The sequence below is a fragment of the Actinomadura sp. KC216 genome, from assembly GCF_004348535.1.
Lineage (GTDB): Bacteria > Actinomycetota > Actinomycetes > Streptosporangiales > Streptosporangiaceae > Spirillospora.
On the sequence record NZ_SMJX01000018.1, the window covers coordinates 17237 to 38491 of the forward strand.

The following is a 21255-nucleotide window of genomic DNA, read 5'->3' on the forward strand; positions in this document are numbered from 1 at the left end:
GTGCCTCTACAACCGGAGGATCGCGAGTGGCCGACCACCGAGCCCAGCCGGTGGGCGCGGCACTCTCACCGCGCCCACCGGGCCAGGATCGGCCGCCTGCGCCGGTGGCTATCCGGCGGCAGCCACCATGGGCCGCTCCGTTTCCCTGTTGTTCGGATCACTGAACCTGGTCATGCCTGGGACGAGCAGGGTGGCGAGTGCGCTGCCCATGACAAGGAGGCCCGCAATGGTGAGGACGCTCTGGGCTCCGGCGGCACTCACCAAGGGCGGGATGAGCGCGAAGCCGACCGGGCTCATCCCGTAGGAGACCAGGAAGTCCAGCGATGAGATCCGGGCCTGCAGACGGCCGGGCACTTCGCGCTGGATCGCGGTGAACCAGGGGATGTTGAAGACCTCGATCCCGATCCCTCCGATGGCGCAGGCTGCGATGATCATCCAGCTGTGGGAGGCGTAGGCGAGGGAGAGCGGGACGAGCCCGTAGCTCCCCAGCATGATCATGGCGGGGATGCCGACGCGCCGCGGCCGCCACCGGCTCATCAGCATCGCGCCGACGATCGCTCCGGCCGAGTAGCCGCCGAGGGCGAGGCCGATGAGCGCGGTGGAGCCGAACTTCTCCTGGCTCACCACGGGCAGCATCACGTACTTGGCCGCCTCGCCGAGGGCGAGCCAGGCGATCAGCGCGGCAAGGCCCGCGAGGAACCAGCGGTGACGGCGCGCTTCGACCAGTCCCTGGCGGAACTCGGTCAGCATGCCGGTGTTCGCCTCCGGTGATGTCGCGGTGCCCTTCGCCGGGACGGCGGCGGCGAGCAGCGCGGAGCCGAACCACAGCGCGGCCGCGGCCGTGAGGCTGACGCCCCGGCCGAACTCGGCGTACAGCGCCACCGCCGCGGTGGGTCCGCCGACCAGCCAGATCCGAAGGCTGAGGGTGGTGGCGGCGTTGGCCTCCTGGAGCCGGTCCTTGCCGACGTGGTCGGCGACGAGGGCCTGGTAGGCGCTGCGGAAGGTGCCCTCGCCCGCGCCCGCGCAGCCGATCGCGACGCAGACGGCCAGGACGGGAAGGCCCGCGGCGAGGCCCACGACCGCCGTCGCGCCGCCTCGGACGGCGCTGGAGACCGCCAGCACCCGTGTGCGCGGGTAGCGGTCGGCGATGACCCCGCCGGGTAGGGACCCGGCGACGAACCCGAGCGTCCGCGCCCCGAGGACGAGACCGAGCGCGGACAGGCCGTGGGGTCCGTCCAGGACGGCGAGGGTCAGCGCCGTCGGCATCATCGCGGTCGCGGCGGCCGAGGCGGAGTAGCTCAGCCACAGTCGCCGGAACGGGCGTTCACGGAGAAGCGTCAGCATCGCTTCACCGCCACTCTGAGCGGGCCAGCACGAGCGTGGGAGAGCCCAGTTCGGCGGCCAGGTCCGGCAGGTAGTTCGCGCATTCCTCGGCCGGCCGGGTGGAGTGCGCGGTGAGGTGCCGAGCGCGTTCCCGCAGGTCTTCCGGGTCGGCGGTGGCGCTGAGACCGTGTTCTTTCAACCAGTCGTCGCTGAACGCGGTGGCCAGATATCGCTCGCCGCGGTCTGCGGCGAGGAAGGCCACCTGTTGTTTCGGCTTGGCCCGCATCGCCTTGGCGAGTGCGACGGTGAGGGCCGCGCCGGTGGACACGCCGGCGAGCAGCCCCTCCGAGCGCACCAGGGTGCGGCATGCCTGGAAGGCGTCCTGGTCGGTGACCATGTACACCTCGTCCAGCAGCGACAGGTCCGGCAGGTTGGACGGAGTCCAGCTCAACCCCACCCCCGGAGTCAGGTACGGGCGCGGTTCACCGCCGAAGACGGTGGAGCCGTACACGTCGACGCCGATCACCTCGACATGCGGTGCGTGCTCCTTGACCGCCCGGGCGATGCCGCCGAGCTGGCCTCCGGTGGAGACGGTGCAGACCACCGCGGCCAGGTTGCGGGTCTGCGCGAGCAGTTCGCGGGCGGTGGCGTTGTAGTGCGCCTGGCTGTTGAGCGGGTTGAAGCACTGGTCCGGACGGAAGGAGCCCGGTGTCTGGCGGTGCAGCCGGTTCGCCAGCTCGATGCGCGTCTTGTGGTAGGAGCCGGAGTCGTCGGGTTCGTCCACGACGATGATCTCCGCGCCGAACGCCTCCAGCAGGCCGCGGTTGGTGGGGGTGATCTTCGGGTCCACGACGGCCACCACCCGGTAGCCGCGGGAGGCGCCGATCATCGCGAGCGCGATGGAGAAGTTCCCCGACGAGGACTCGATGAGCGTTCCGCCCGGGCGCAACCGCCCGGTCCGTTCGGCGTGCTCGACGATGTACCAGGCGGGCCGGTCCTTGAGGCTGCCCGCGGGGTTGGCGTTTTCGAGCTTGACGACGAGTTGCGCCTCGTCGGCGTTCGTGAGATTGCGCAGGCCAACGACGGGCGTTTCGCCGATGACATCCAGGATTTGGGGCACGCGGACACGACGTGTCGGCTTCATGGGCTGGACGATCCTTTTCAGTCGCGAAGCATGACATGGGGCATGTATGCGCCGACATGAGGTGTCGGCGCGCGCGACTGATCAGGTTCGGAGAATGCAGAGCGTGGCCAGGGCGGCGGCACCGGTGCGGCACCCCGCCAGGCCGAAGCCGTCTAATGGCTCGCCCGGCAGGGGCAGAATTCCCCTGTGCGGGCTCAACTCCACGGCGACGAGAGGGACATCCGCCACAAGGGCGGGCGCGGAAACGAGCGGGCCGTTGGCTTGCGAGTCGGGCATCACGCCATGCGGCGGATCCACATGGCACGCTTCGGCTACCGCCTTCACCCCGGAGAACAGGCAGGCCACCGCGCTCACCAGCGGCTCTGGACGATCCGCGGCGCTGGAAACCACATGCTCGCCGTGGCAGTGCCCCAGCGGCACGCATGGCGAGCCGTAGGCGAGGAAGACCGCGACGATCAGGAAGCCGAACAGGCGCCCGTCGAGGCGCCTGCGACTCCGCCCAGGTCGTGTCGCGAGTTCCACAATCCCGTGATGCTAGCCCCGGAAATCCATTCCACTCCAGCAAGTCGGAGTGAGCGATTTTCAATGTTTATTAAAACCATCCAGAAGGTGCACAACCTGCCAGGTCACGGAGTGATGGAAAGATCATCCATGAATCCCGCTTTTCGGATGTAGAGATCCTCACTCGAACCGACCACATCGGCGCCCTGACGGCGCGCTATTCACGACCCGCAGCCGGAAGGGTGCAGGGATCAGCGTCGTTCACGGACCGGCGGTTCCTTCGCAGCCTGACGCGTGACGACCACGCCTGCCTCGCACGCCGTCGATCCGGCCGACTGCGGCGATCAAGGACTTGCCCACCATCTCCTACAATGCATAGGAGGATGGTCAGGTGGCCGACGGCGGTCGAGCGCGTGGCCGGGCCCGAGTTCGGAACGACGAGGTTCCCCACCTCCTCGGCGGCGATCAACCGCTCGTCCAGCTTTGGGATCTGACCAGCTTCACCGCCTCGACCACCAGGGCATTCCAAAGGGCCTGCGCGATGGTCGACCGCGGACTGGAGCGCGACGAGTGGAATGACCACGTCAAGACCGCGGCCTATCGCCCCACCTGCTGACCCGGGGAACCGTGCCGCGGCCTGGAAGAAGCCCGACGCAGCCCTCGGCACCCCAATACGTCAGTTCTTCTTTCGCTGACCGCGGCGCCCACCGTTATGGGACCTGGGAGTCGGGGGTCTCGGCGTAGTTCTTCAGGGCGGTCAGGAGGGCCTCGTGCAGGGCGGTCATGTCTGTGGCCTGCCAGCGGCGTTTGTCGTACATGAGCTCTATGGAGAGTTCGGGGCCGTCTCGGTCGACGCTGAGGAGGGCCTTTCCTGGCATGACGCAGTCCAGCATCGCCCGGGAGGCTTGGGGGAAGTCCAGGTCCACGCCGTCCAGGGCGGATTTCAGTCCGGCTCCGTACTTCTCGGTCCGGTACTGGAGGAAGATGCCGCGGAAGCGGTTCTTGTCCAGCCAGTTCGCCGCCTGTTTCGAGTGGGCGGCCACCACCGACAGCGGATACTCCTGATGGACATAGGTGGTGTACACGTCGGTGGCCACCACGGAGAGGTAGGCGCGGCGGGTCGGGGCCGCCACCTCGCGGCGGAAGGCGATCTCGCCGGTGAGGAGGCCCACGGTCTCGCGGAACTCCGGACGCCCCCGGCCGTGGACCACGCAGGTGCTGGTGACCTCGGTGCAGCCGGTCAGGACGCTCACCGCCTCCTCGTAGGCGGCGAGGACGGCGTGGAAGGTCGAGCAGCGTGCCGTGGTGCACACCTCGTCCAGGAGCTTGACCAGGTCCGCGTCGAGCCGGCCGTTGAGGAAGGCCGTTCGGGGGCCTTCCGCCTGACCGCGGGCCGGACGTCCGAACGGCGGAGGCTCGGCGCCTTCCAGGCGGCGGGACCAGAAGTCCGCCGCGCGGCGGCCCGCGCCACCCGGTGACCAGAGTTCCTCCCGTTCCATCAGTTCGGCGCGACTGCGCTGGTGGTCGGTGAACTGGGCGGGCACCTCCGGGAGGGTGATCGGGCCGCCGGACAGCAGGTCGCGGTAGGCGAGGACGAGCTCGCGGACGACGATCTCGATCGCGGCGATGTCGGCGACCGCGTGCGGCACGGCCACGTGGACGCCCAGCAGCCGGGAGGACTCCGCGACCGTCTCGATCCGGAAGACGGGCAGCTCCGCCGGGTCCAGGGGCCTGCGCGCCCACCCGTCCAGCGTCTCGATCAACCGGCCCGGGGCGGCGGAGCGGCGGTGGAAGGCCACGGTCTCCGGCGTGTACGGGTGGACCGTCTGCTCGTCGGCGTCGAGGTCGACGGTTGTTCGGAGCGCCTCGTGGCGGCGGCAGACCGCGCGGGCCGCCTCCTCCAGGCGGTCGAGGTCGTACGGCCCCCGGAGGATCATCGTCGCGTCCGTGATGATGGTCGGGTGGGTCACCGCCCGCTGGCCCATCGGAACGGGCATGCCCGCGCCTCCGTCCACTCAGACCCGCTCGAGGATGATCCGCGCGAGACCGAGGTTCCGGCGCTCGAACTGGCGCGCGCATGACGCGAGGTAGTGGAGGTAGTCGTCGACGGTCTGGGCGCCCACGACCGCCTCCGCCTCCTCGCGTTTGGCGGCGAGGGTCTCCGCCCAGGTGCGGCAGGTCCGCACGTAGTGGTCGGGGTCGTTGCGGACGGTGACGACGTCGAAGGTGCGCTCGCTGGCCTCGATGATGTCGCTGAGCGGCGGCATCACCGACTCGGGGAAGATGCGCTCGATGACGAAGAGCATCTCCTTGACCGTCCGCCGGTCCACCGGCCGCGCCCGGCCCGCCACGTTCGTCTGGAGCGCCAGCCGGCCGCCCGGTGCCAGCCAGTCGCGGCAGCGGCCGAAGAACGTGCGATAGGCGTCGATCCGCTCGTCCCGGCTCATCCCGTGCCGGGCGAAGTGCTCGAACGCCCCCAGCGAGACGATCGCGTCGTACTCGGTGTCCTCGTGGTCCAGCCAGTTCTGGACGCGGACGTCGTAGCGCTCGTCCGTCCATTCCTTCATCGACTCCAGCTGGGCGGGGCTCAGGGTCAGGCCGACCACCCGCTCGACGTTCTGGACCTCGACCAGGTGCCGCAGCATGCTGCCCCAGCCGCAGCCGATGTCGAGCACGCGCTTGCGGCCGGTGGCGCGCGCGCCCGTCGCCATGTAGGCGAGCTTGCGCTGCTGGGCGCTGTACAGGTCGTCGTCCTCGCCGTCCCAGAGCGCGCACGAGTAGGTGCGGCTGCGGTCCAGCCACAGGTAGTAGAACTCGTTTCCCAGGTCGTAGTGGTGCCGGATCGCCTCGCCGGAGGCGCCCCTGTAGGACGGGTCCGAAATGGTGGTCATCGCAGGCTCCTCTGTCAGTCGGTTTCCAGATCGACGGTGGCGATCGTCGGCAGCTCGCCCGCGAGCAGGAGCCGGCGGGCGCGGAAGCGCTGGACCTTCCCGCTGGGCGTCTTCGGGACGCTTCCGCGCTCCACGAACACGCACTCGTCGAGCACGATCCCGGCCTTGGCCTGGGCCATGCCGGCGGCGGCACCGGCGATCGCGGTGACGTCGGCGCGCCTGCGCCGCAGCTCGGTCACCAGGACCAGGCGGGCGGCCCGCCCGCCGCCGACGTCGAGGACCGCGCTGCAGCCGCTCTGCACGGGTTCGAGGGCGTCGACCGCCAGCTCGACCTCGCGCAGGTTCACGTTGCGCCCGCCGACGGAGATCACGTCGTCGGCCCGGCCGGCGAGGAACACCTCGCCGTCGTGGACGAACCCCAGATCGCCGGTACGCAGCCCCCGCGCCGTGAACCGGCTCGCGGTCCGCTCGGGATCGCCGTGGTAGCCGGCGGCGAGGCTGGGCGAGCGGACCAGCAGCTCGCTCACGGTGCCCGGACGCGACTCCAGCACGCCGACTCCGCGGCAGGGGGATCCGCAGCCGACGAGCCACGTCGCGGCCGGGTCGTCCGGCGCGGTCTCGGCGATCCGCCCGTCGGCGAGCTCGGTGCCGTCCACGGCGAGGAACCGCGGCTCGGCGAGCGGCGCGGTCGCGGAGATCGCCAGCGTCGCCTCGGCCATCCCGTAGGCGGGCATGAACCTGTCGAGCGACAGCCCGCTGCCCTCGAACGCCGTCACGGCCGCCTGGAGGGTCGCCCGCTCCACCCGCTCCGCGCCGATGATCGCCGTCCGCAGGGCCAGGGGCCTGCCGAGCGGCCGTCCGCGCTGGGCCCGGGACGCGACGTGCAGCGCGGTGTTGGTGCCCGCGGTCATGGTGCCGCCGAACTCGGCGAGGTCGCCGAACCAGCTGCGGCCGCCCATCATGAACCGCTCGGGCGTGGACAGCGCGAGCGGCATGTCGTACGCCCAGGGGAACATCAGGCAGCCGAACATCCCCATGTCGTGGGAGAGCGGCAGCCAGGAGACGACCTTCTCCCGCGCGGGGTCCGCGTCGCTCATGTCGAGGATCATCGCGAGCTGCGCGGCGATGGCGCGGGGGGTGAGCATGCAGCCCTTGGGGCTGCCGGTGCTGCCGGACGAGTACTGGATGAACGCGATGTCCTCGTCGCCGGGCGGCTCGCTGACCGGAGATCCCCGCCCGACCGACTCCCAGGCGAGGCATCCGGTGGCCGCGCGCGCCTCCTCGGGGAGGTACGCCAGCACGGCTCCGTCGCCGAGCAGCAGCGGCGATCCGGTGCGCCGGCATATCCCGGTGATCTGCTCGGTGTACTCCGCCGTGCTCATCCCGCGGGCCGGGACCGGCAGCGAGGCGACCGTGCCGCCCGCCAGCCAGACGGCGAGGACGCCGCGCACCGCGAGCGGGCTGTTGGTCAGGACGGTGGCGACGGTCCTTCCCGGCCCGACGCCGCGGGCACGCAGCCCGCCGGCCATGCGGGCGGCGTCGGCGGCGACCTCGTCCCAGCGCGCGTCGGTGAAGCGCTCACCGGTCCAGCAGTGGATCCGGCTGCGCCGGGCGTTCAGCAACGACTCCCAGAGCGATTCCACAGGGCTCCTATTCGATGTCGCCGGGGTCGGCGTTCGCCGCCGCCCTGGTGCGCCGGCGTTCGGCGAGCGGCGCCGGCGGCTGCGCCGGGGCGTGCCGTCCACCGCCGACCCGTGACAGGCCCGCCGCGCGCAACTCGATCCGGTCCCGGTCGATCCGCACGGGGTCCCAGGCGAGGCCGGTGCGGACGAGGAGCCTGATGAACAGCGCGCTCAGGTCGGCCTCGTACCAGCGGAAACCGTGGCTCGCCGACCGCGGGAAGGCGTGGTGGTTGTTGTGCCAGGAGTCGCCGAACGACGGGATCGCGAGCCACCCGATGTTGCGGGACTCGTCGGCGGTGCTGAACCGCCTGCGGCCCGCGAAGTGGCCGATGGAGTTCACCGCGTAGGTGAGGTGGCTGAGCAGGAACAGCCGGACCAGGCCGCCCCACACGAAGCCGGTGAACGCGGCCATCGGTTCGCCGCCGCTCACCGCGAAGCCGATCCCGGCCGGGGCGACCAGCCCGAGCAGCATGATGAGGACGAAGTGCTCGCTGATCCAGCGCAGATGCCGGTCGCGGACCAGGTCGGGGCAGTAGCGGATCGGGTCGGACGACAGGTTCTCGTCCAGCAGCCAGCCGAGGTGGGCGTGCCAGAGCCCCCTCAGCACCGCGATCCTGCCGTGCCCGCCGTAGAAGTACGGGCTGTGCGGGTCGCCCTCCCGGTCGGACATCCGGTGGTGGCGGCGGTGGTGCGCCGCCCAGATGATCGCCGGGCCCTGGCCGGCGACCGTCCCGGCGACGGCCAGCGCGTCGCGGACCGGACGGTGGGTCTTGAACGACCTGTGGGCCAGGAGCCGGTGGAAACCGGTGCTGATGCCGATCCCGGCGACCGCGTACATCACGACCAGGCTGACGAGGTCGCTCAGCCCGAAGGCCCTGTTCCAGAGCAGCGTCATCGCGACCACCAGACCGGCGACCGGCCCGACCGACACGCCGATGATGAACAGGCGGTGCTGTTTGCCATCCATGGGGCCTCCGTACGCTCGGGCCGGTCGAGATCAGGTGCCGGTGTCCGCCAGCGATTCCCGGGCCCGCGCCGGGCTCGCCGCGCTGAGGTTCGGCACGACGCCGATGACCGCGACGAGCAGCGCCACCGCCCCGCAGAACACGTAGACGTGCACGTAGTCCGGCACGCTCGCGGCGCCGGTCTGCGGCAGGATCGCCGCCAGCGAGGCGACGCCGAGCGCGCCGCCCACCTGGCGGGCGGCCGTGTTGAGGCCGATCGCCCCGGCGAACCGCACCGGCTCGACGGCGAGGGCGGCGGCGCTCGCCGAGCCCGTCGCCAGGGCCCCCATGCCGATGCCGACCAGCAGCCCGGTCGGCAGCCAGAAGCCGAGGAAGTTCGGTTCGGCGGTCAGCCCGAGATAGATCCACACGGCCGTCGCCACCATGGCCGAGGCGCCGGCGACGATCGGCACCCTGGGTCCGTACCGGCCGAACAGGCGCGGGAAGAGCAGCGCGCTGGCCGCGGCGGTGACCGCGCCCGGGCTCTGCGCCAGCCCGGCCTCCAGTTCGGAGTAGTGCCAGACCTCGGTGAGGTACAGGACGCCGACGAGCAGCCAGGGCAGCATGGCCATGCCGTAGCCGAAGGAGATCACGTTGGCCGCGGCGAACCTGCGGCCGCGCCAGAGCGAGATCTCCACCGCGGGCACCGGGTGCCGCGCCGACCGCATGAGGGCGATGGTGACGGCGGCGGTGCCGATGACCAGGGCGCCGATGGTCCGCGCTCCGCTCCAGCCCCAGTCCTGCCCCTGGGTCAGTCCGAGGACGACGCCGCCGATCCCGAGGGCGAGCATGCCGGTCCCGAGCGCGTCCGGCCATCGCCCGCCGCCGCCCGCGAGTTTCGGGGCCCGCCAGGCACCGAACACCAGGAGGAGGCCGAGAGGCAGGTTGATGGCGAACATGGCGCGCCAGCCGAACGCGTCGACCAGGAACCCGCCGCCGCTCGGGCCCACGGCCGCGGCCACGGCGCTCGCCGCGCTCCAGAGGCCGATGGCCCGCGCCTGGCGGGCGGGCGGCGTGTTCCGGAGCAGCAGCGCGAGGGAGGCCGGGAGCATGGCGGCGGCGCCGACGCCCTGGACTCCCCTGGCGACGATGAGGGTGGTGAGGTCGGGGGCGACGGTGCACGCCAGCGAGGCGAGGGTGAACAGTCCCGTTCCGGCCAGATACACGCTCCGGTGGCCCAGCACGTCGGCCAGCCGTCCGGCCGGCGCGAGGAAGGCCGCCAGCATCACGACGTAGAGGGTGATGACCCAGGTCAGGTCCGCGACCGACGCGGCCGGATGGTCCGTGGCGAGGTCGGGTATCGCCAGGTTGACGACGGTCGCGTCGAACATGGCGAGGAACGCCGCGCCGACGGCCAGGGCAGGGGCCGGTATGCCTCCGGACGCGCGGGTGGCCGGTTCCGAGATGCGTGTGGTGGATTCCATGGGTCAATCCTCCGCCGCGTCCGGCCGGTACGCGGTGAAGGCGGCGCCGAGCGCGTCGAACGCCCTGTCCAGCTCCGGCCCGGTCGAGGTCATCGGCGGCAGGAGCCTGATCGTGTCCGGAGAGCTGAGGCAGGGCGACACGAGGAGGCCGCGGACCGCCAGGTCGGCGATGACCGGCGCGGCGGCCTGCGGGCGGAGCTCGAGCCCCCACAGCAGGCCCGCACCACGCACCTCGGTCACCAGCTCGGGGTGGTCCTCGGCGAGCGCGCGCAGCCTCTTGTCCATCACCGCGCCCAGCTCGCGGCCCTGCCCGGCGAGCTCGTCGATGGCCGCCAGCGCCGCCGAACCCGCCGCGCACGCCACCGGGTTGCCACCGAAGGTGGACGAGTGGAACGCCGGATTCTCCATGAGAGGCTCGTACAGCTCGGTCGTGGCGGCCATCGCCGACAGCGGGACCACTCCCCCGCCGAGCGCCTTGCCGAAGAGGACGGCGTCCGGCTGCCAGCCCTGGGCGAGGGCGAGGGAGAACTCTCCGCACCGGCGCAGGCCCACCTGGATCTCGTCGCTGATGACGAACGCCCCGGCGTCGCGCGCGTCCCGCGCCCACCGCCGCAGGACGTCCGGGTCCAGCGGCCGGACCCCGCCCTCGCCGCGGATCGGTTCGACGATCAGCGCCGCGACGTCTCCGCGCGCCGCCTCCCGGCTCACGGCCTCCGCGTCACCGGCCGCCAGATGGGTGACCCCGCCCAGCAGCGGCTCGAGCCCTTCGTGGAAGACCGGGGAGTGGGTCAGGGCCAGCGCGCCGAGCGTCTTGCCGTGGAACGCTCCCTCGACGGCGAGGACCCGAGGCCGCCCCGTGGCGCGCCGCGCCAGCTTCACCGCGACCTCGACGGCGTCGGCGCCGTCGCTGCCGAGCCAGACCCGGTCGAGGCCGCACCGCCCGAGCAGGTCCGCCGCGAACGTCACGACCGCGGGGTTGGCGAGGGCGCGGGTGGCGGTCGGCATCGTGCGGAGCTGGGTGACGGCGGCGTCCACGACCGGCGGGCACCGGTGGCCGAGCAGGGTGACGCCGTACGAGCCGAAGTCCACCACCTCCCTGCCGTCGGACAGGGTGACCGTCGCGCCGGAGGCGGACGCCTCGTGCGCGCCGCCGCCGGCGAGCTGGTAGGCGATCGCGAGGGACGGCGGCAGGTGGCGGCGCATCGTCCGGAACAGCGAGCCCCGCGGCGCCCGTGGGATCGTCATGACGACCAGGTCTTCCCGGCGTCGAGCGCCGCCTGGAACCGCGCGGCCACCGCCCTGCGGTTGATCTTCAGGGTGGTCGTCATGAGCCCGTTCTCCCTCGTGAACCGCTCCCGGGTGAAGACCACGCGCGTGACCCGGCCGGACGCGGGCGTGTCGCGGTTGATCTCCTCGATCCGGCGCCGGATCGACTCGGCCGCGGCGTCCGCGGCGTGGTCGCGCAGCGCGATCACGGCTCCGACGTAGGCCAGGTCCTCCCCGCCCACCATGACCGCCTGCGCCACGGCCGGGTCGGCCAGGATCTGCTGCTCCCAGGGGGAGGGGGGTATCTTGACCCCGCCGCGGGTGATGATCAGGTCCTTCTTCCGGCCGACGATGTAGAGGAAGCCGTCGTCGTCCAGCCGTCCGAGATCGCCTGTCGCGATCCAGCCGTCCGGGAGGTACACGGCCTGCTCGACCTCGGGCGGCTCGCCCAGGTAGCCCGGGCTCTGGGGGCGCGGCCACCGCACCTGGATCTCGCCCTCGGACGAGATCCGCACCGAGCCGGGGAACACCGGCCGCCCGACGGACCCGATCCGGTTGGCGTCCGGGCGGTTCCAGGCGATGAAGCCCGACTCGGTGAGGCCGTAGAGCTGGAAGAGCGGCAGCCCGACCGTCCGGAAGACCGCCGAGGTGGACCGGCGGAGCGGGGCCGAGCCGCTCAGCATGAGCCGCATCCGTCCGCCGTAGGCGTCGTGCGCCTGGGCGAAGACGCGGCGGAGCGCCGCGTCCCGCAGCGAGCCCGGCAGGGTGTGCCGGATCGTCCAGGACACCGCGCGCAGCGCCGTCCTGAGCGCGGCCGGGCGGCCGCTGAACCGGCTCTCCAGGATCTCGTAGAACGCGGGCGGGCCGCCCATGATCGTGGGCTGGGCCTCCTTCAGCACCGCGAACATCAGCGGCGACGGCTCGACGACGACCGCGTCGAAGCCGTACCAGATCGCGCAGTACATCATGATCCGCTGCTGGAACGTCGACAGCGGCAGGCCGACGAGGATCCGGTCGTCGGACCGGAAGGTGTGGTGTCCGCCGAACTCGGCGAGGCAGTCCTCGGTGGCGACCCGGCTGATGCGGATGGCCTTCACCGTCCCGGTGGTGCCGGAGGAGAACACGATCGAGAAGACGTCCGGGTCCAGCGGCTCCGGACGCTCGCGCGGGCGGATCTCCCGGTCGGTGCCCTCCATGGTCATGGGCGCCGCCCACTCCGCCGCTTCGGCGCCCTCCCCCGGGCCGCCCTCCTCCGAGAGCAGGCCCTCGTCCGCCAGGAGGAGCTCCAGGCCGTACCGTTCCGCGAGGGAGACCGGCGTGCTGCCCGCAAGCTCCACCACCGGCAACGTCACCGTGACGCATCCGAGGTCGAGCAGGGCGAGCTCGTGGACGATCCACGCGTAGGAGTTCGCACCCCAGATACCGACCCGGACGCCCTCGCCCGCCCCCCACGCCTTGAGGCGCTCCTGGACGCGGCGCACGTCGGCGTGCAGCTCCGGGTAGGGCGTTCGGACCAGCTTCGAGCCGTCGAGATGGAAAAGTGCGGCGTCTTCCAGGCTCTGCAGGCGGGGAACCAGATCCTGGAGGGTCTGCGGCCCGAGGGCCGTCCGGCTCTCACTCAGCACCATCGGTCAGGCTCTCCACTGTCTTCACGAGGTCGTCGACGGTGACGACGGACGGGGCGCGCTCGGCCAGCGCGGCGAGGTCGACTCCCAGCTCCTCGTGGAGCCGCACCGCGACCGCCACGACCGACAGCGAGTCCAGGCCGAGGTCCTCCTGCAGCCGCTGGTCCCCGCGCAGCCCGGAGGCGGAGAGCCCCGGCTGCGACTTGGCCAGCAGCGACAGCACCCGGCCCCGGGTGTCCCTGCCGCGGAACAGCTTCATGGCGTGCCTCCGGATTCCTCGGCGAGCAGGTCGCGGAACGCGCCGAACGCCTCGCGCATCGCGGCCGCGCTGCCGCCGGTCACTATGGGCAGCTCGAACGAGCCGTGGATCAGGCCGGCGAACCGGTGGGCGCGGGTCGGCACGCCCGCCGCGGCGAGGGCGGCGGCGTAGGCCTCCCCCTCGTCCCGGAGCGGGTCGTACTCCATGGTCACGACCACCGCCGGGGGCAGGCCGTCCAGGCGGCCCCGGATCGGCGAGGCCGCGGGCGCGGCGGGGTCCGTGCCGCCCGGCAGGTAGCAGGAGCGGAACCAGCGCATCGCGTCGGCGGTCAGCAGGTAGCCCGAGCCGTACTCCACCCGGGACGGGTACTCGTCCTCGGCGGCGAGGTCCGTCACGGGATAGACGAGAAGCTGGGCCCGCAGCTCCGGACCCCCGGAGTCTCTGCAGAGCTGGGTGACGGCGGCGGCCAGAGCGCCGCCCGCGCTGTCCCCGGCGACCGCGAGTCCCGCCGCGCGGCCGCCGAGCGCGTCCAGCTCGGCTTCGGCCCAGCGGACGGCGCCGAGGCAGTCCTCGACCGCCGCGGGGAACGGATGCTCGGGCGCGCGTCGGTAGGACACGCTGACGACCACCGCGCCCGTCTCGCGGCACAGCCACCGGCAGTGGTTGTCGTGGGTGTCCAGATCCCCGGTGACGAACCCGCCCCCGTGGAAGAAGACGACGGTCGCGACGGGCGCGTCCCGCTCCGGCCGGTAGATGCGGACGGGCAGGCCCTCCGGGGTGGCGGGGACGACCCGGTCCTCCGTCCCGCGCACCGGCGCCACCGCGCGCGGCGACCGCGCCTCGACGGTGAGCGCGCGGAACCCCGCCCGGGCCCGCCCGGCGTCGAAGCCCGCGGCCCCGTTGCCGAACCCGCCGCCCAGCGCCAGGATCGCCCTGATCGTCGGGTCCAGCCGCTCGTCGGGCCGGGCCGGCGCCTCGTACCCGGTCACGGGCCGGCTTCGCTCAGCCGGACGAAGGTCCGCGCCCGGCGCTCGTCCTCGTTGCAGAACCCGAAGAGCAGCCCGCCGTCCTCCTCCTCGCAGATCCTGACCGTGGTGCGCTCGTCGCAGCGGAACTCGAGCCGGTACCAGCCCTGCCAGACCGGCCTCTCGGGGAGCGCGAGGCCCGCGTCGGCGAGCGCGTTCTCGGCCCGCTCGACGTAGCTCGGGAACGACACGTGGTTGTTCGTCACGTCGCACTCCCGCGGCGTCCACCGGAAGCTCGAGGATGCCACCGGCGTGGTGAGGGTCGGCAGCGGATCGATCTCGGGCAGGTCCTCCAGGGGGCAGTCGAGCCCGGACGGGGGCGACTCGGCGACCTTGGGCGTCCCGCTGCTGAAGTCGACCCAGACGGTGTGCGAGGTCAGGTCCGCCAGGACGGCGCCGTCGGAGTCCCGCACGACCTCCAGGAAGTCGACGAATCCGAATTCGGGACGCCGGTTCGGCCGTGCCCGCCGGCCGTGCCTGATCACGTGGTTGACCGTGACCCTGTCGCTCGGCCGGCAGCCGCCTTCCAGGATCCGCACGATCGTGCTCCGGGCGACGAGCGCGTGCATGCGCGAGCGCCAGAACTCCTCGCGGGTCATCCCCGACACCGGCAGCCACCACTGCGGGCCGGTGCCCTCCATGAACCTGAACAGCTCGTCCTGCTGCAGCGTGCCCCGGCCGGTGATGCCGTAGAAGACGAGGAACTCCGGCGACGTCAGGGGTGAACGCACGTTCGTGTTCCCGGTCATGCGGGCTCCCCGCGACCGGCGGCGATCGCCTCCTCGACCTGCCTGCTCCTGCGGCGCAGCTCCTCCTGCTCGATCTCGAGCGCCTTGGCCTCGTCGGCCGCCGAGGTCTCGTCCGGGTCCATCTTCGAGAACCGCATAAGCCGCAGCGTCTCCAGGCCCTGCTGCATGCGCGGGCCGAAGAGGTTGATGCTCTTCAGGGCCGGGACGATCCGGGAGAACAGCCGGTAGCGGAACACCCGCAAGGCCGCCGACTGGCGCGTCAGCGCTATGCACTCCTCGGCGCCGTAGTCGAGGTTGTGCCACAGTTCCTGCCCGGCGAACCGCTCGCTGAGCACGTGGCACGCCTCGACCGCGAACTCCTCCCGCTCGCGGCGTTCGGCGTCGGTGAGGTCCTGGTAGTACTGGCGCAGCGCCAGCTGGCCGAACGCGACGTGCCGGGCCTCGTCCTCCAGCACGTACGCGTTGAACGCCTTGGCCAGCGGGTCGGTCATGAGGTCGCGCTGGATGCTGAAGGAGGCCAGGGCGAGTCCCTCGATCAGCACCTGCATGCCGAGGTAGGTGAAGTCCCACCTGCCGTCGCGGACGATCGTGTCGAGCAGGCCCCGCAGGGACTCGGTGATGCCGTACCGGACGCCGATCTTCTCCCGGAGGTAGCGGTCGTAGGCCTCCACGTGCCGGGCCTCGTCCATCACCTGGGTGGAGGCGTAGAACTTGGCGTCGATGTCCGGCACCATCCGCACGACCTGCGCGGCGCACACGAGCGCGCCCTGCTCCCCGTGCAGGAACTGCGAGTACATCCAACCGGCGGTGTGCGTCCTGACGACGGACCGCTCCTTCTCCGGCAGCCGGTCCCACAGTTCCGAGTCGGCGATCCAGATCAGCTCGTCGGGCATGCCCAGCGGATCGCCGGGGTCGACCTCATGGCTCCAGTCGAGCCTTTTGTCGGCGTCCCACTGCCGCTGCTTCCCCTTGGTGTAGAGGCTGAGAAGGCGCTCGGAGCGCCGGTCGTAATCCCAGGTGAACAGCGCGTCACCACCCACCGGAACGGCCCAGCTTCCCGCCAGGCCGACGAGGTCTTCCGGCCCCTCGGGGCCGAGGTTAGACATTACCGTCATCATCCCTTATCAGCTATGAGACCGGGTTTGAGATGTGGCGCCGGCGGCCGATCCCGCTCAGTCCGAATATTCGGACAGCGCCTCATTGGCCACCTCGACGATCCCGCTGATCGTGGTGATGCCCAGCGCCTCGTGCAGGTCGAACTCGAAGTCGTACTTGTCCTCAAGCGAGAACACGATATCCGCGATCTGGAGACTGGACAGCCCGAGCCCGTCCAATTCCGTCTCGCCATTCAACTCCACGTCCTCGGGAAGCTTGTTGCGCAGCTTCTTCCTGATCATTCCGAGGACTTCTTCCAGAGTGATCAACTTGACCTCTTCTCCGGTTCACCTGCCCTGGGACAGCCCTGCTGCTGCCTGATTCTGCGGATCCCGGCCGGGGGCTGGCAAGACCCCGGCCGGGATCCGCAGAACCGATGAACCGTCCGTGAACCTCCCGTGAATCGGCCACGAACCGGCAGCGGACCACGGCGTCCCACCATCGAGACATGGCCAACCATCGAAGGGGGCGTCCGACAGGGATGGAATTGTTGCGATTCGCATTCGGCGACGACTGGCTGAGCGTCCGTGACATGGAGCCGCCGGACATTGAGTCATTCGTTTCGTACTGGCACGACGGCGGGGCCGACCTCGACTTCCTCGGCATCGACCTGGCCAAACTCGGCGGCCGGGAGGACACCCGCCGCCGCTTTCTGGGCCTGTGCCACCGGGGCGAGCCGAAGGACGGCGCCATCGGCTTCACCTTCCGCCTGAACGACGCGGTCATCGGCTATACCAATATCAATATCCTGGGCCGGCCCAAGGGGTACCTGCACGTCCATCTGACCGACCCGTCCGTGCGGCGCCGCGGCATCCTGTCCGCGATCTTCTGGAACAGCCTCCCCGTGCTGGCGGACCACGTGCTCAGCGAATACCCGATCGACGGGCTCGTCCTGGAGACACGGACCCGCAACGTCGGCATCAACCGCGTCGTGCAGAGCGTCGGGCTGCGCCCGGCCCGTGCGGGCCACCTGGACGAGCCGGACGGCGTCGCCGGGCCCGGCGAGTTCAACGTCTACGAGCTCGACGCCGCCACCATCCGGGCGCTCGCCGCCCAGCCCGTCGGAGGTGCTTCGTGATCGAAGAAGCGGAACCCGCCATCCAGGCCATCGACTCCGACGTCGAGTACCGGCTCCGCCTCATCCGCGACGACGCGGAGCTGGACGACCGCGCGGTCGCGCTCGGCCTGCTCGCCACCGGTATCGCCGCCACCCCGGTGACGGATCCCGCGCTCCTGGACCGGCCCGCCCTCGAGACCGTTCTCGATCAGGCGGGCGAGTGGCGCGCGGCGCTGTACGACCTGTGGTACCGGCTGCGGATCCCGTCCGGAGACGCGCCGCTGGACTCCTGGTACGCGCTCGCGCTCGCGTTCGGCAAGGCCGGGGGCGACACCGCCAAGGCGCTGGAGCTCCACGGCGACGTCCTGCAGAGAATGGCCGCGGCGGACGACCCCGTCGCCGTCCTCAGCGCCGAGTTCGGTCTCGCGGGCGAGGCCCGCGAGGGCGACCTGGACGCCTTGGCGGACGCCGTGCTCGCCCGGGCGCCGTTCCGGTCCGCGCTGCCCCGGCCCTACCACGCCGGCCTGCGGGAACGCGTCCTGTCCTCGTGGACGGGCCTCCGCGAGGAGGAACGGCCCGTCCTGCTCCTCGAACTCAAGCAGCGGATCGAGGGCCTGGAGCAGATCAGGTTCTACGTCCGGGGCGAGCTGCTGGAGAACCGGCAGGTCGCCGCGCTGCTCTACGACTGCGCCCGCACCGACCCGCAAGAGTGGGACGAGGCCGCCCTGGCCACGGCCACGATCGCCTGGATATGGCGGGAGTCCGGGTTCTGCCTCCAGGAGCTCAACCAGTCGATCATCTCCCTCCCGCTCGTGTTCGACTTCGTGGTCCAGCGGATCCGCCACTACGAGGGCTCGGCGGGCGCTCCGCCGGCCGAGCCGCCCGAGTCCCCGGTCGAGCTGGCCCAGCTGCTCGGCCGGCTGCGCGTGCGGATCGAGCGCGACCATCTGCGCTGCCTGCAGTTCGACGGCAGCAACTGGGAGCGCCGCGAGTTCCTCGTGCCGCGCTCGGCCTGTTCGGCGGTGCTGCGGATGCCGGACGACCTGCGCGAGCGGCTCCAGGACCGGTTCGACGTCCGCCTGCGCGGGGACGGGCCGCAGGTCTGGGAGACCGCGGTCGAGGGCGCGGCGGCGGCGGGCCTCACCCCCACGGACGTCCTCAAGGAACTGGCGCACTGGGCGGCCTCGGACACCTCGCTCCCCGTCGACTACGCCATCTTCACCGTGCCGATCGGGGTCAAGCTCGACGCCCCGTGGGAGTTCGAGTACGAGGACGTGTTCTGCTACACGGGCTTCAACGAGGGGTTCGACCGGGACGCCGAGGGCGTGCCGTTCGACCACATCGGCATCCAGAACGCCATCGGCCAGCGGCTCCGCTACAACGTGGTCAAGAAGGCGCAGAACTACACGCTGCTCCGGCGGTTCAAGGCCCAGTCGTTCAACCTCCCCGACATCGCCGTCGCCGAGGACGCCAACCACGGCGGCCACCGCGCGGCCGGTATCAGGCTGAGCTGCCGCATCCCCACCTACATCCACTACAACGGCCTCACCTGGAAGGGGCTCGCCGACGTCAGGCTGAACCGGACCTTCTACCGCGAGCACCTGGAGTTCCGGCCGTCCGACGTTCCCCTGGCCTCCAGGCTCGCCGACTGGCTCGGCCATATCGCCGACGCCGCCTATGCCCGCGGCCTGGAGTTCGACCGCACCTACGGCAAGAAGCTCACCCGGCCGGAGGGAGACAAATGACGGCCGCTCCAGTCCGCCTGCCCGATGGCCGCCTGGTGGTCCGGCACGGGACGAGCGAGTACGAGATCCCGGAACGCTGCCCCCACCTTGGCGCCCCGCTCGACCAGGCCTACCTCAACGGCCCGTTCCTCCGCTGCGCCTGGCACGGGGCCACGTTCGACGTCCGGACCGGCGAGCGGCTCCGCGGACCGGCCTGCCCGAATCTGCCCGAACCCGGAAGGTGACCGCCGATGGCCTTCGTCATCACCCAGCCCTGCGAGAACGTCAAGGACGGCGCCTGCGTCGATGTGTGTCCCGCGGACTGCATCGAGACCACCGACAAGGCCGACCAGTACTTCATCGACCCCGAGCGCTGCATCGACTGCGACGTCTGCGTGACCGTCTGCCCGGTCGACGCGATCTACCGGGACAGCGAGGTACCCGCCGAGTGGGAGTCGTACATCGCCAAGAACAACGACTTCTTCAACGCCGGGGACGCTTCATGACGACCCCCGTCCGGAAACCGGATCTCAAGATCGTTGACTGGGCGGACTGCGAGATCGGTCAGGATCTGACGCGCCTGTCGGTTCCGCACCGGCCCCGCCCCGTCACGATGGCCGGCGCGGTGAACGCCACGGGCGAGGCGATGGTCCGCTCCGGGACCGCCATCGGCGCCGATGTGATCCGGCTGGCCGCCGGTGCGGGGTTCGCCCCGCACACGCATCCGGGGCACCACGTCCTCACGGTGATCGCGGGCATGGGCACGATCACCTACGGAGGCCGGATCCACCAGACGCGGGCGGGGCAGGTCTACCTCATCGAAGGCGATGTCCCGCACGCCGTCGGCGCCATCACCGACCACCTGATCCTCGCCATCGGCGCGCCGCACAAGCCCGTCGACGCCCACGACCGGATGGAGCTGGTGCCCTACACCGAGGTGCTGGCCCCGGACGGCGACCTGGAATGCCTCATCTGCGGACTGTCGGCCGGCGCTCCCGAGATGCCGCATGATCTCGGCTGCCCGCACTGCCCCTGCAGCACCTGCGCGGGGCTGCGATGAGCACGCTGGATCTGGTGGACCCGCGCACCGGCGCCGTCCGGGGGTCCTGCCCGGACGGCGACGCCCGGGACGTCGCGGCGGCCGTGGCGGAGGCCCGGGCGGCGGCCGGCCGGTGGGCGGCGCTCACGGTGCGCGAACGCGCGGACCGCCTGCTGCGGCTGGCGGGCAGGATCGAGGAGCAGGCACCCGCCTACGCCCGCCTCGAACAGGCGGGAACGGGCAAGCCCGGGCAGCAGGCGCTGGACGAGGTCGGCCTCGCCGCCGACCTGTTCCGCTTCTACGCCGGGGCGGCGCGGGCGGAGACGGGTCCCGCGGCCGGCGGCCTGATCGGCGGGCACGAGAGCTGGGTGCGCTGGGAGCCGTGCGGGGTGGTCGCGGCGATCGTCCCGTGGAACTACCCGATCCTCATGGCCGCCTGGCGGTGCGCTCCCGCCCTCGCCGCCGGCAACACCGTGGTGCTCAAGCCGGCCGAGTCCACCCCCGACTCGGCGCGGCGGCTGGCGGAGGACGCCGCGGAGATCCTCGGGCCCGGGGTCCTGCGCACCCTGACCGGTGGGCGCCAGTGCGGGCGGCTCCTGGTCGACGCCGAGGTCGACGCGATCGCGTTCACCGGCAGCGTGCCCGGCGGCCTGGACGTGGCGCGCCGCGCGGGGGTGCGCCGGATCAGCCTGGAGCTCGGCGGCAACTGCCCCGTCATCGTGTTCCCCGACGCCCCGCCCGGAACGTGGGCGGCGCTCGCCGACGCGGTCACCTACAACGCCGGGCAGAGCTGCGCCGGGCCCAGCCGGGTGATCACCGTCGGCGGCGGCCACCGGGAGGCGGTGGACCGGCTGGCCGACGCGCTCGCCACCCGGTCGGCGGGACGCGACTTCGGGCCGCTCAACAACCCCGCGCAGGCCGAGCGGTACGACCGGCTGGTGGGCAAGGCGGAGGCGGGCGTGCGCAGCGCCGGCGCCGTCACCGTCGAGGAGCCCGAGGCGGGCGGTTTCTGGCGGCCGGCGTGCGTGCTCGCCGACGTCCCCGACGATGACCCCGTGATCCGGGAGGAGGTGTTCGCGCCCGTCCTCACCGTCCAGCCGGCCGCCGACATCGGCGAGGCGCTCCGGATGGCCGGGAGCGTCCCGCAGGCCCTGGCGGCGAGCGTGTGGACCCGGGACATCGAATCCGGGCTGAAGACGGCCCGGGGACTGCGTGCCGGGGAGGTCTGGGTGAACTGCCATCTGGTGCAGACCGCCGAGCTGCCCCACGGCGGCCGCGCGGACTCGGGCACCGGAACGGACCTCAGCGCGCTCGCGCTCGCCGAGTACCGGCGCCCCAAGACCATCACGGTGAACCTGGAGGCACGGTGAAACTGGAGGCGGTGAAC

General features: G+C 71.8%; 22 protein-coding genes. 7 read left to right on the plus strand and 15 right to left on the minus strand.

The features are described 5' to 3' along the window. Positions 1 to 108: 108 nt before the first annotated feature. From E1264_RS05395 to E1264_RS05405, 3 genes are all read right to left on the minus strand, one after another. A complete protein-coding gene (locus E1264_RS05395; RefSeq protein WP_132170164.1) occupies positions 109 to 1344 on the minus strand; it encodes an MFS transporter in 1236 nt (411 codons plus the stop codon). Between the two features lie 4 nt (positions 1345 to 1348). Beyond that, positions 1349 to 2467, minus strand: coding sequence for a cysteine synthase family protein (locus tag E1264_RS05400; RefSeq protein WP_207935728.1), 1119 nt, complete (start codon positions 2465 to 2467; stop codon positions 1349 to 1351). A gap of 81 nt (positions 2468 to 2548) precedes the next feature. Beyond that, complete coding sequence (locus E1264_RS05405; protein ID WP_132170165.1) at positions 2549 to 2989, minus strand: hypothetical protein; 441 nt, start codon at positions 2987 to 2989, stop codon at positions 2549 to 2551. Between the two features lie 370 nt (positions 2990 to 3359). Here E1264_RS05405 and E1264_RS05410 point away from each other — a divergent pair, with 370 nt between their 5' ends. Then, positions 3360 to 3584 carry a hypothetical protein gene (locus E1264_RS05410; protein WP_132170167.1) on the plus strand — a complete coding sequence of 75 codons (225 nt, stop codon included), beginning with the start codon at positions 3360 to 3362 and terminating at the stop codon, positions 3582 to 3584. Positions 3585 to 3678: 94 nt separating this feature from the next. Here the strand turns inward: E1264_RS05410 and E1264_RS05415 are convergent, their stop codons facing one another. From E1264_RS05415 to E1264_RS05465, 12 genes are all read right to left on the minus strand, one after another. Further along, positions 3679 to 4965: a condensation domain-containing protein gene (locus tag E1264_RS05415; protein ID WP_132170169.1), complete on the minus strand. Its 1287-nt coding sequence runs from the start codon at positions 4963 to 4965 to the stop codon at positions 3679 to 3681. Positions 4966 to 4983: 18 nt separating this feature from the next. Beyond that, entirely contained in the window at positions 4984 to 5859 is an 876-nt protein-coding gene (locus E1264_RS05420) for a cyclopropane-fatty-acyl-phospholipid synthase family protein (protein ID WP_132170171.1), read from the minus strand. A 14-nt stretch (positions 5860 to 5873) separates the two neighbouring features. Further along, the gene (locus E1264_RS05425) at positions 5874 to 7502 is read right to left on the minus strand and encodes an AMP-binding protein (RefSeq protein WP_132170173.1); all 1629 of its coding nucleotides are present in this window, start codon (positions 7500 to 7502) and stop codon (positions 5874 to 5876) included. A gap of 7 nt (positions 7503 to 7509) precedes the next feature. Then, positions 7510 to 8508: a fatty acid desaturase gene (locus tag E1264_RS05430; RefSeq protein WP_132170175.1), complete on the minus strand. Its 999-nt coding sequence runs from the start codon at positions 8506 to 8508 to the stop codon at positions 7510 to 7512. Between the two features lie 30 nt (positions 8509 to 8538). Then, positions 8539 to 9969, minus strand: coding sequence for an MFS transporter (locus E1264_RS05435; protein WP_132170177.1), 1431 nt, complete (start codon positions 9967 to 9969; stop codon positions 8539 to 8541). A gap of 3 nt (positions 9970 to 9972) precedes the next feature. Beyond that, the gene (locus E1264_RS05440) at positions 9973 to 11214 is read right to left on the minus strand and encodes an aspartate aminotransferase family protein (RefSeq protein ID WP_132170179.1); all 1242 of its coding nucleotides are present in this window, start codon (positions 11212 to 11214) and stop codon (positions 9973 to 9975) included. Next, complete coding sequence (locus E1264_RS05445) at positions 11211 to 12863, minus strand: AMP-binding protein (RefSeq protein WP_132170181.1); 1653 nt, start codon at positions 12861 to 12863, stop codon at positions 11211 to 11213. The genes E1264_RS05440 and E1264_RS05445 overlap by 4 nt, the downstream gene beginning before the upstream one ends. Further along, complete coding sequence (locus E1264_RS05450) at positions 12850 to 13119, minus strand: phosphopantetheine-binding protein (RefSeq protein ID WP_132170183.1); 270 nt, start codon at positions 13117 to 13119, stop codon at positions 12850 to 12852. The genes E1264_RS05445 and E1264_RS05450 overlap by 14 nt, the downstream gene beginning before the upstream one ends. Beyond that, a complete protein-coding gene (locus tag E1264_RS43110) occupies positions 13116 to 14108 on the minus strand; it encodes an alpha/beta hydrolase (protein WP_165964013.1) in 993 nt (330 codons plus the stop codon). Before E1264_RS43110 ends, E1264_RS05450 begins: the two co-directional genes overlap by 4 nt. Then, positions 14105 to 14893 carry a hypothetical protein gene (locus E1264_RS43115; RefSeq protein ID WP_165964014.1) on the minus strand — a complete coding sequence of 263 codons (789 nt, stop codon included), beginning with the start codon at positions 14891 to 14893 and terminating at the stop codon, positions 14105 to 14107. Before E1264_RS43115 ends, E1264_RS43110 begins: the two co-directional genes overlap by 4 nt. Next, complete coding sequence (locus tag E1264_RS05460) at positions 14890 to 15999, minus strand: ferritin-like domain-containing protein (RefSeq protein WP_132170187.1); 1110 nt, start codon at positions 15997 to 15999, stop codon at positions 14890 to 14892. Before E1264_RS05460 ends, E1264_RS43115 begins: the two co-directional genes overlap by 4 nt. Before the next feature lie 66 nt (positions 16000 to 16065). Beyond that, positions 16066 to 16290: a phosphopantetheine-binding protein gene (locus E1264_RS05465; protein WP_207935729.1), complete on the minus strand. Its 225-nt coding sequence runs from the start codon at positions 16288 to 16290 to the stop codon at positions 16066 to 16068. 248 nt (positions 16291 to 16538) lie between these two features. Here E1264_RS05465 and E1264_RS05470 point away from each other — a divergent pair, with 248 nt between their 5' ends. From E1264_RS05470 to E1264_RS05490, 6 genes are read left to right on the plus strand one after another with little or no spacing between them, the layout of a single operon-like run. Next, entirely contained in the window at positions 16539 to 17126 is a 588-nt protein-coding gene (locus tag E1264_RS05470) for a hypothetical protein (protein WP_132170191.1), read from the plus strand. Further along, positions 17123 to 18850, plus strand: a complete 1728-nt coding sequence (locus tag E1264_RS43120; RefSeq protein WP_165964015.1) for a hypothetical protein — start codon at positions 17123 to 17125, stop codon at positions 18848 to 18850. Before E1264_RS05470 ends, E1264_RS43120 begins: the two co-directional genes overlap by 4 nt. Next, positions 18847 to 19074, plus strand: coding sequence for a Rieske (2Fe-2S) protein (locus tag E1264_RS43125; RefSeq protein ID WP_165964016.1), 228 nt, complete (start codon positions 18847 to 18849; stop codon positions 19072 to 19074). Before E1264_RS43120 ends, E1264_RS43125 begins: the two co-directional genes overlap by 4 nt. Before the next feature lie 6 nt (positions 19075 to 19080). Continuing rightward, a complete protein-coding gene (locus tag E1264_RS05480) occupies positions 19081 to 19335 on the plus strand; it encodes a 4Fe-4S binding protein (RefSeq protein ID WP_132170193.1) in 255 nt (84 codons plus the stop codon). Next, positions 19332 to 19889: a cupin domain-containing protein gene (locus E1264_RS05485; RefSeq protein WP_132170195.1), complete on the plus strand. Its 558-nt coding sequence runs from the start codon at positions 19332 to 19334 to the stop codon at positions 19887 to 19889. Before E1264_RS05480 ends, E1264_RS05485 begins: the two co-directional genes overlap by 4 nt. Then, complete coding sequence (locus E1264_RS05490) at positions 19886 to 21238, plus strand: aldehyde dehydrogenase family protein (RefSeq protein ID WP_132170197.1); 1353 nt, start codon at positions 19886 to 19888, stop codon at positions 21236 to 21238. The genes E1264_RS05485 and E1264_RS05490 overlap by 4 nt, the downstream gene beginning before the upstream one ends. The last annotated feature ends 17 nt before the right edge of the window (positions 21239 to 21255 follow it).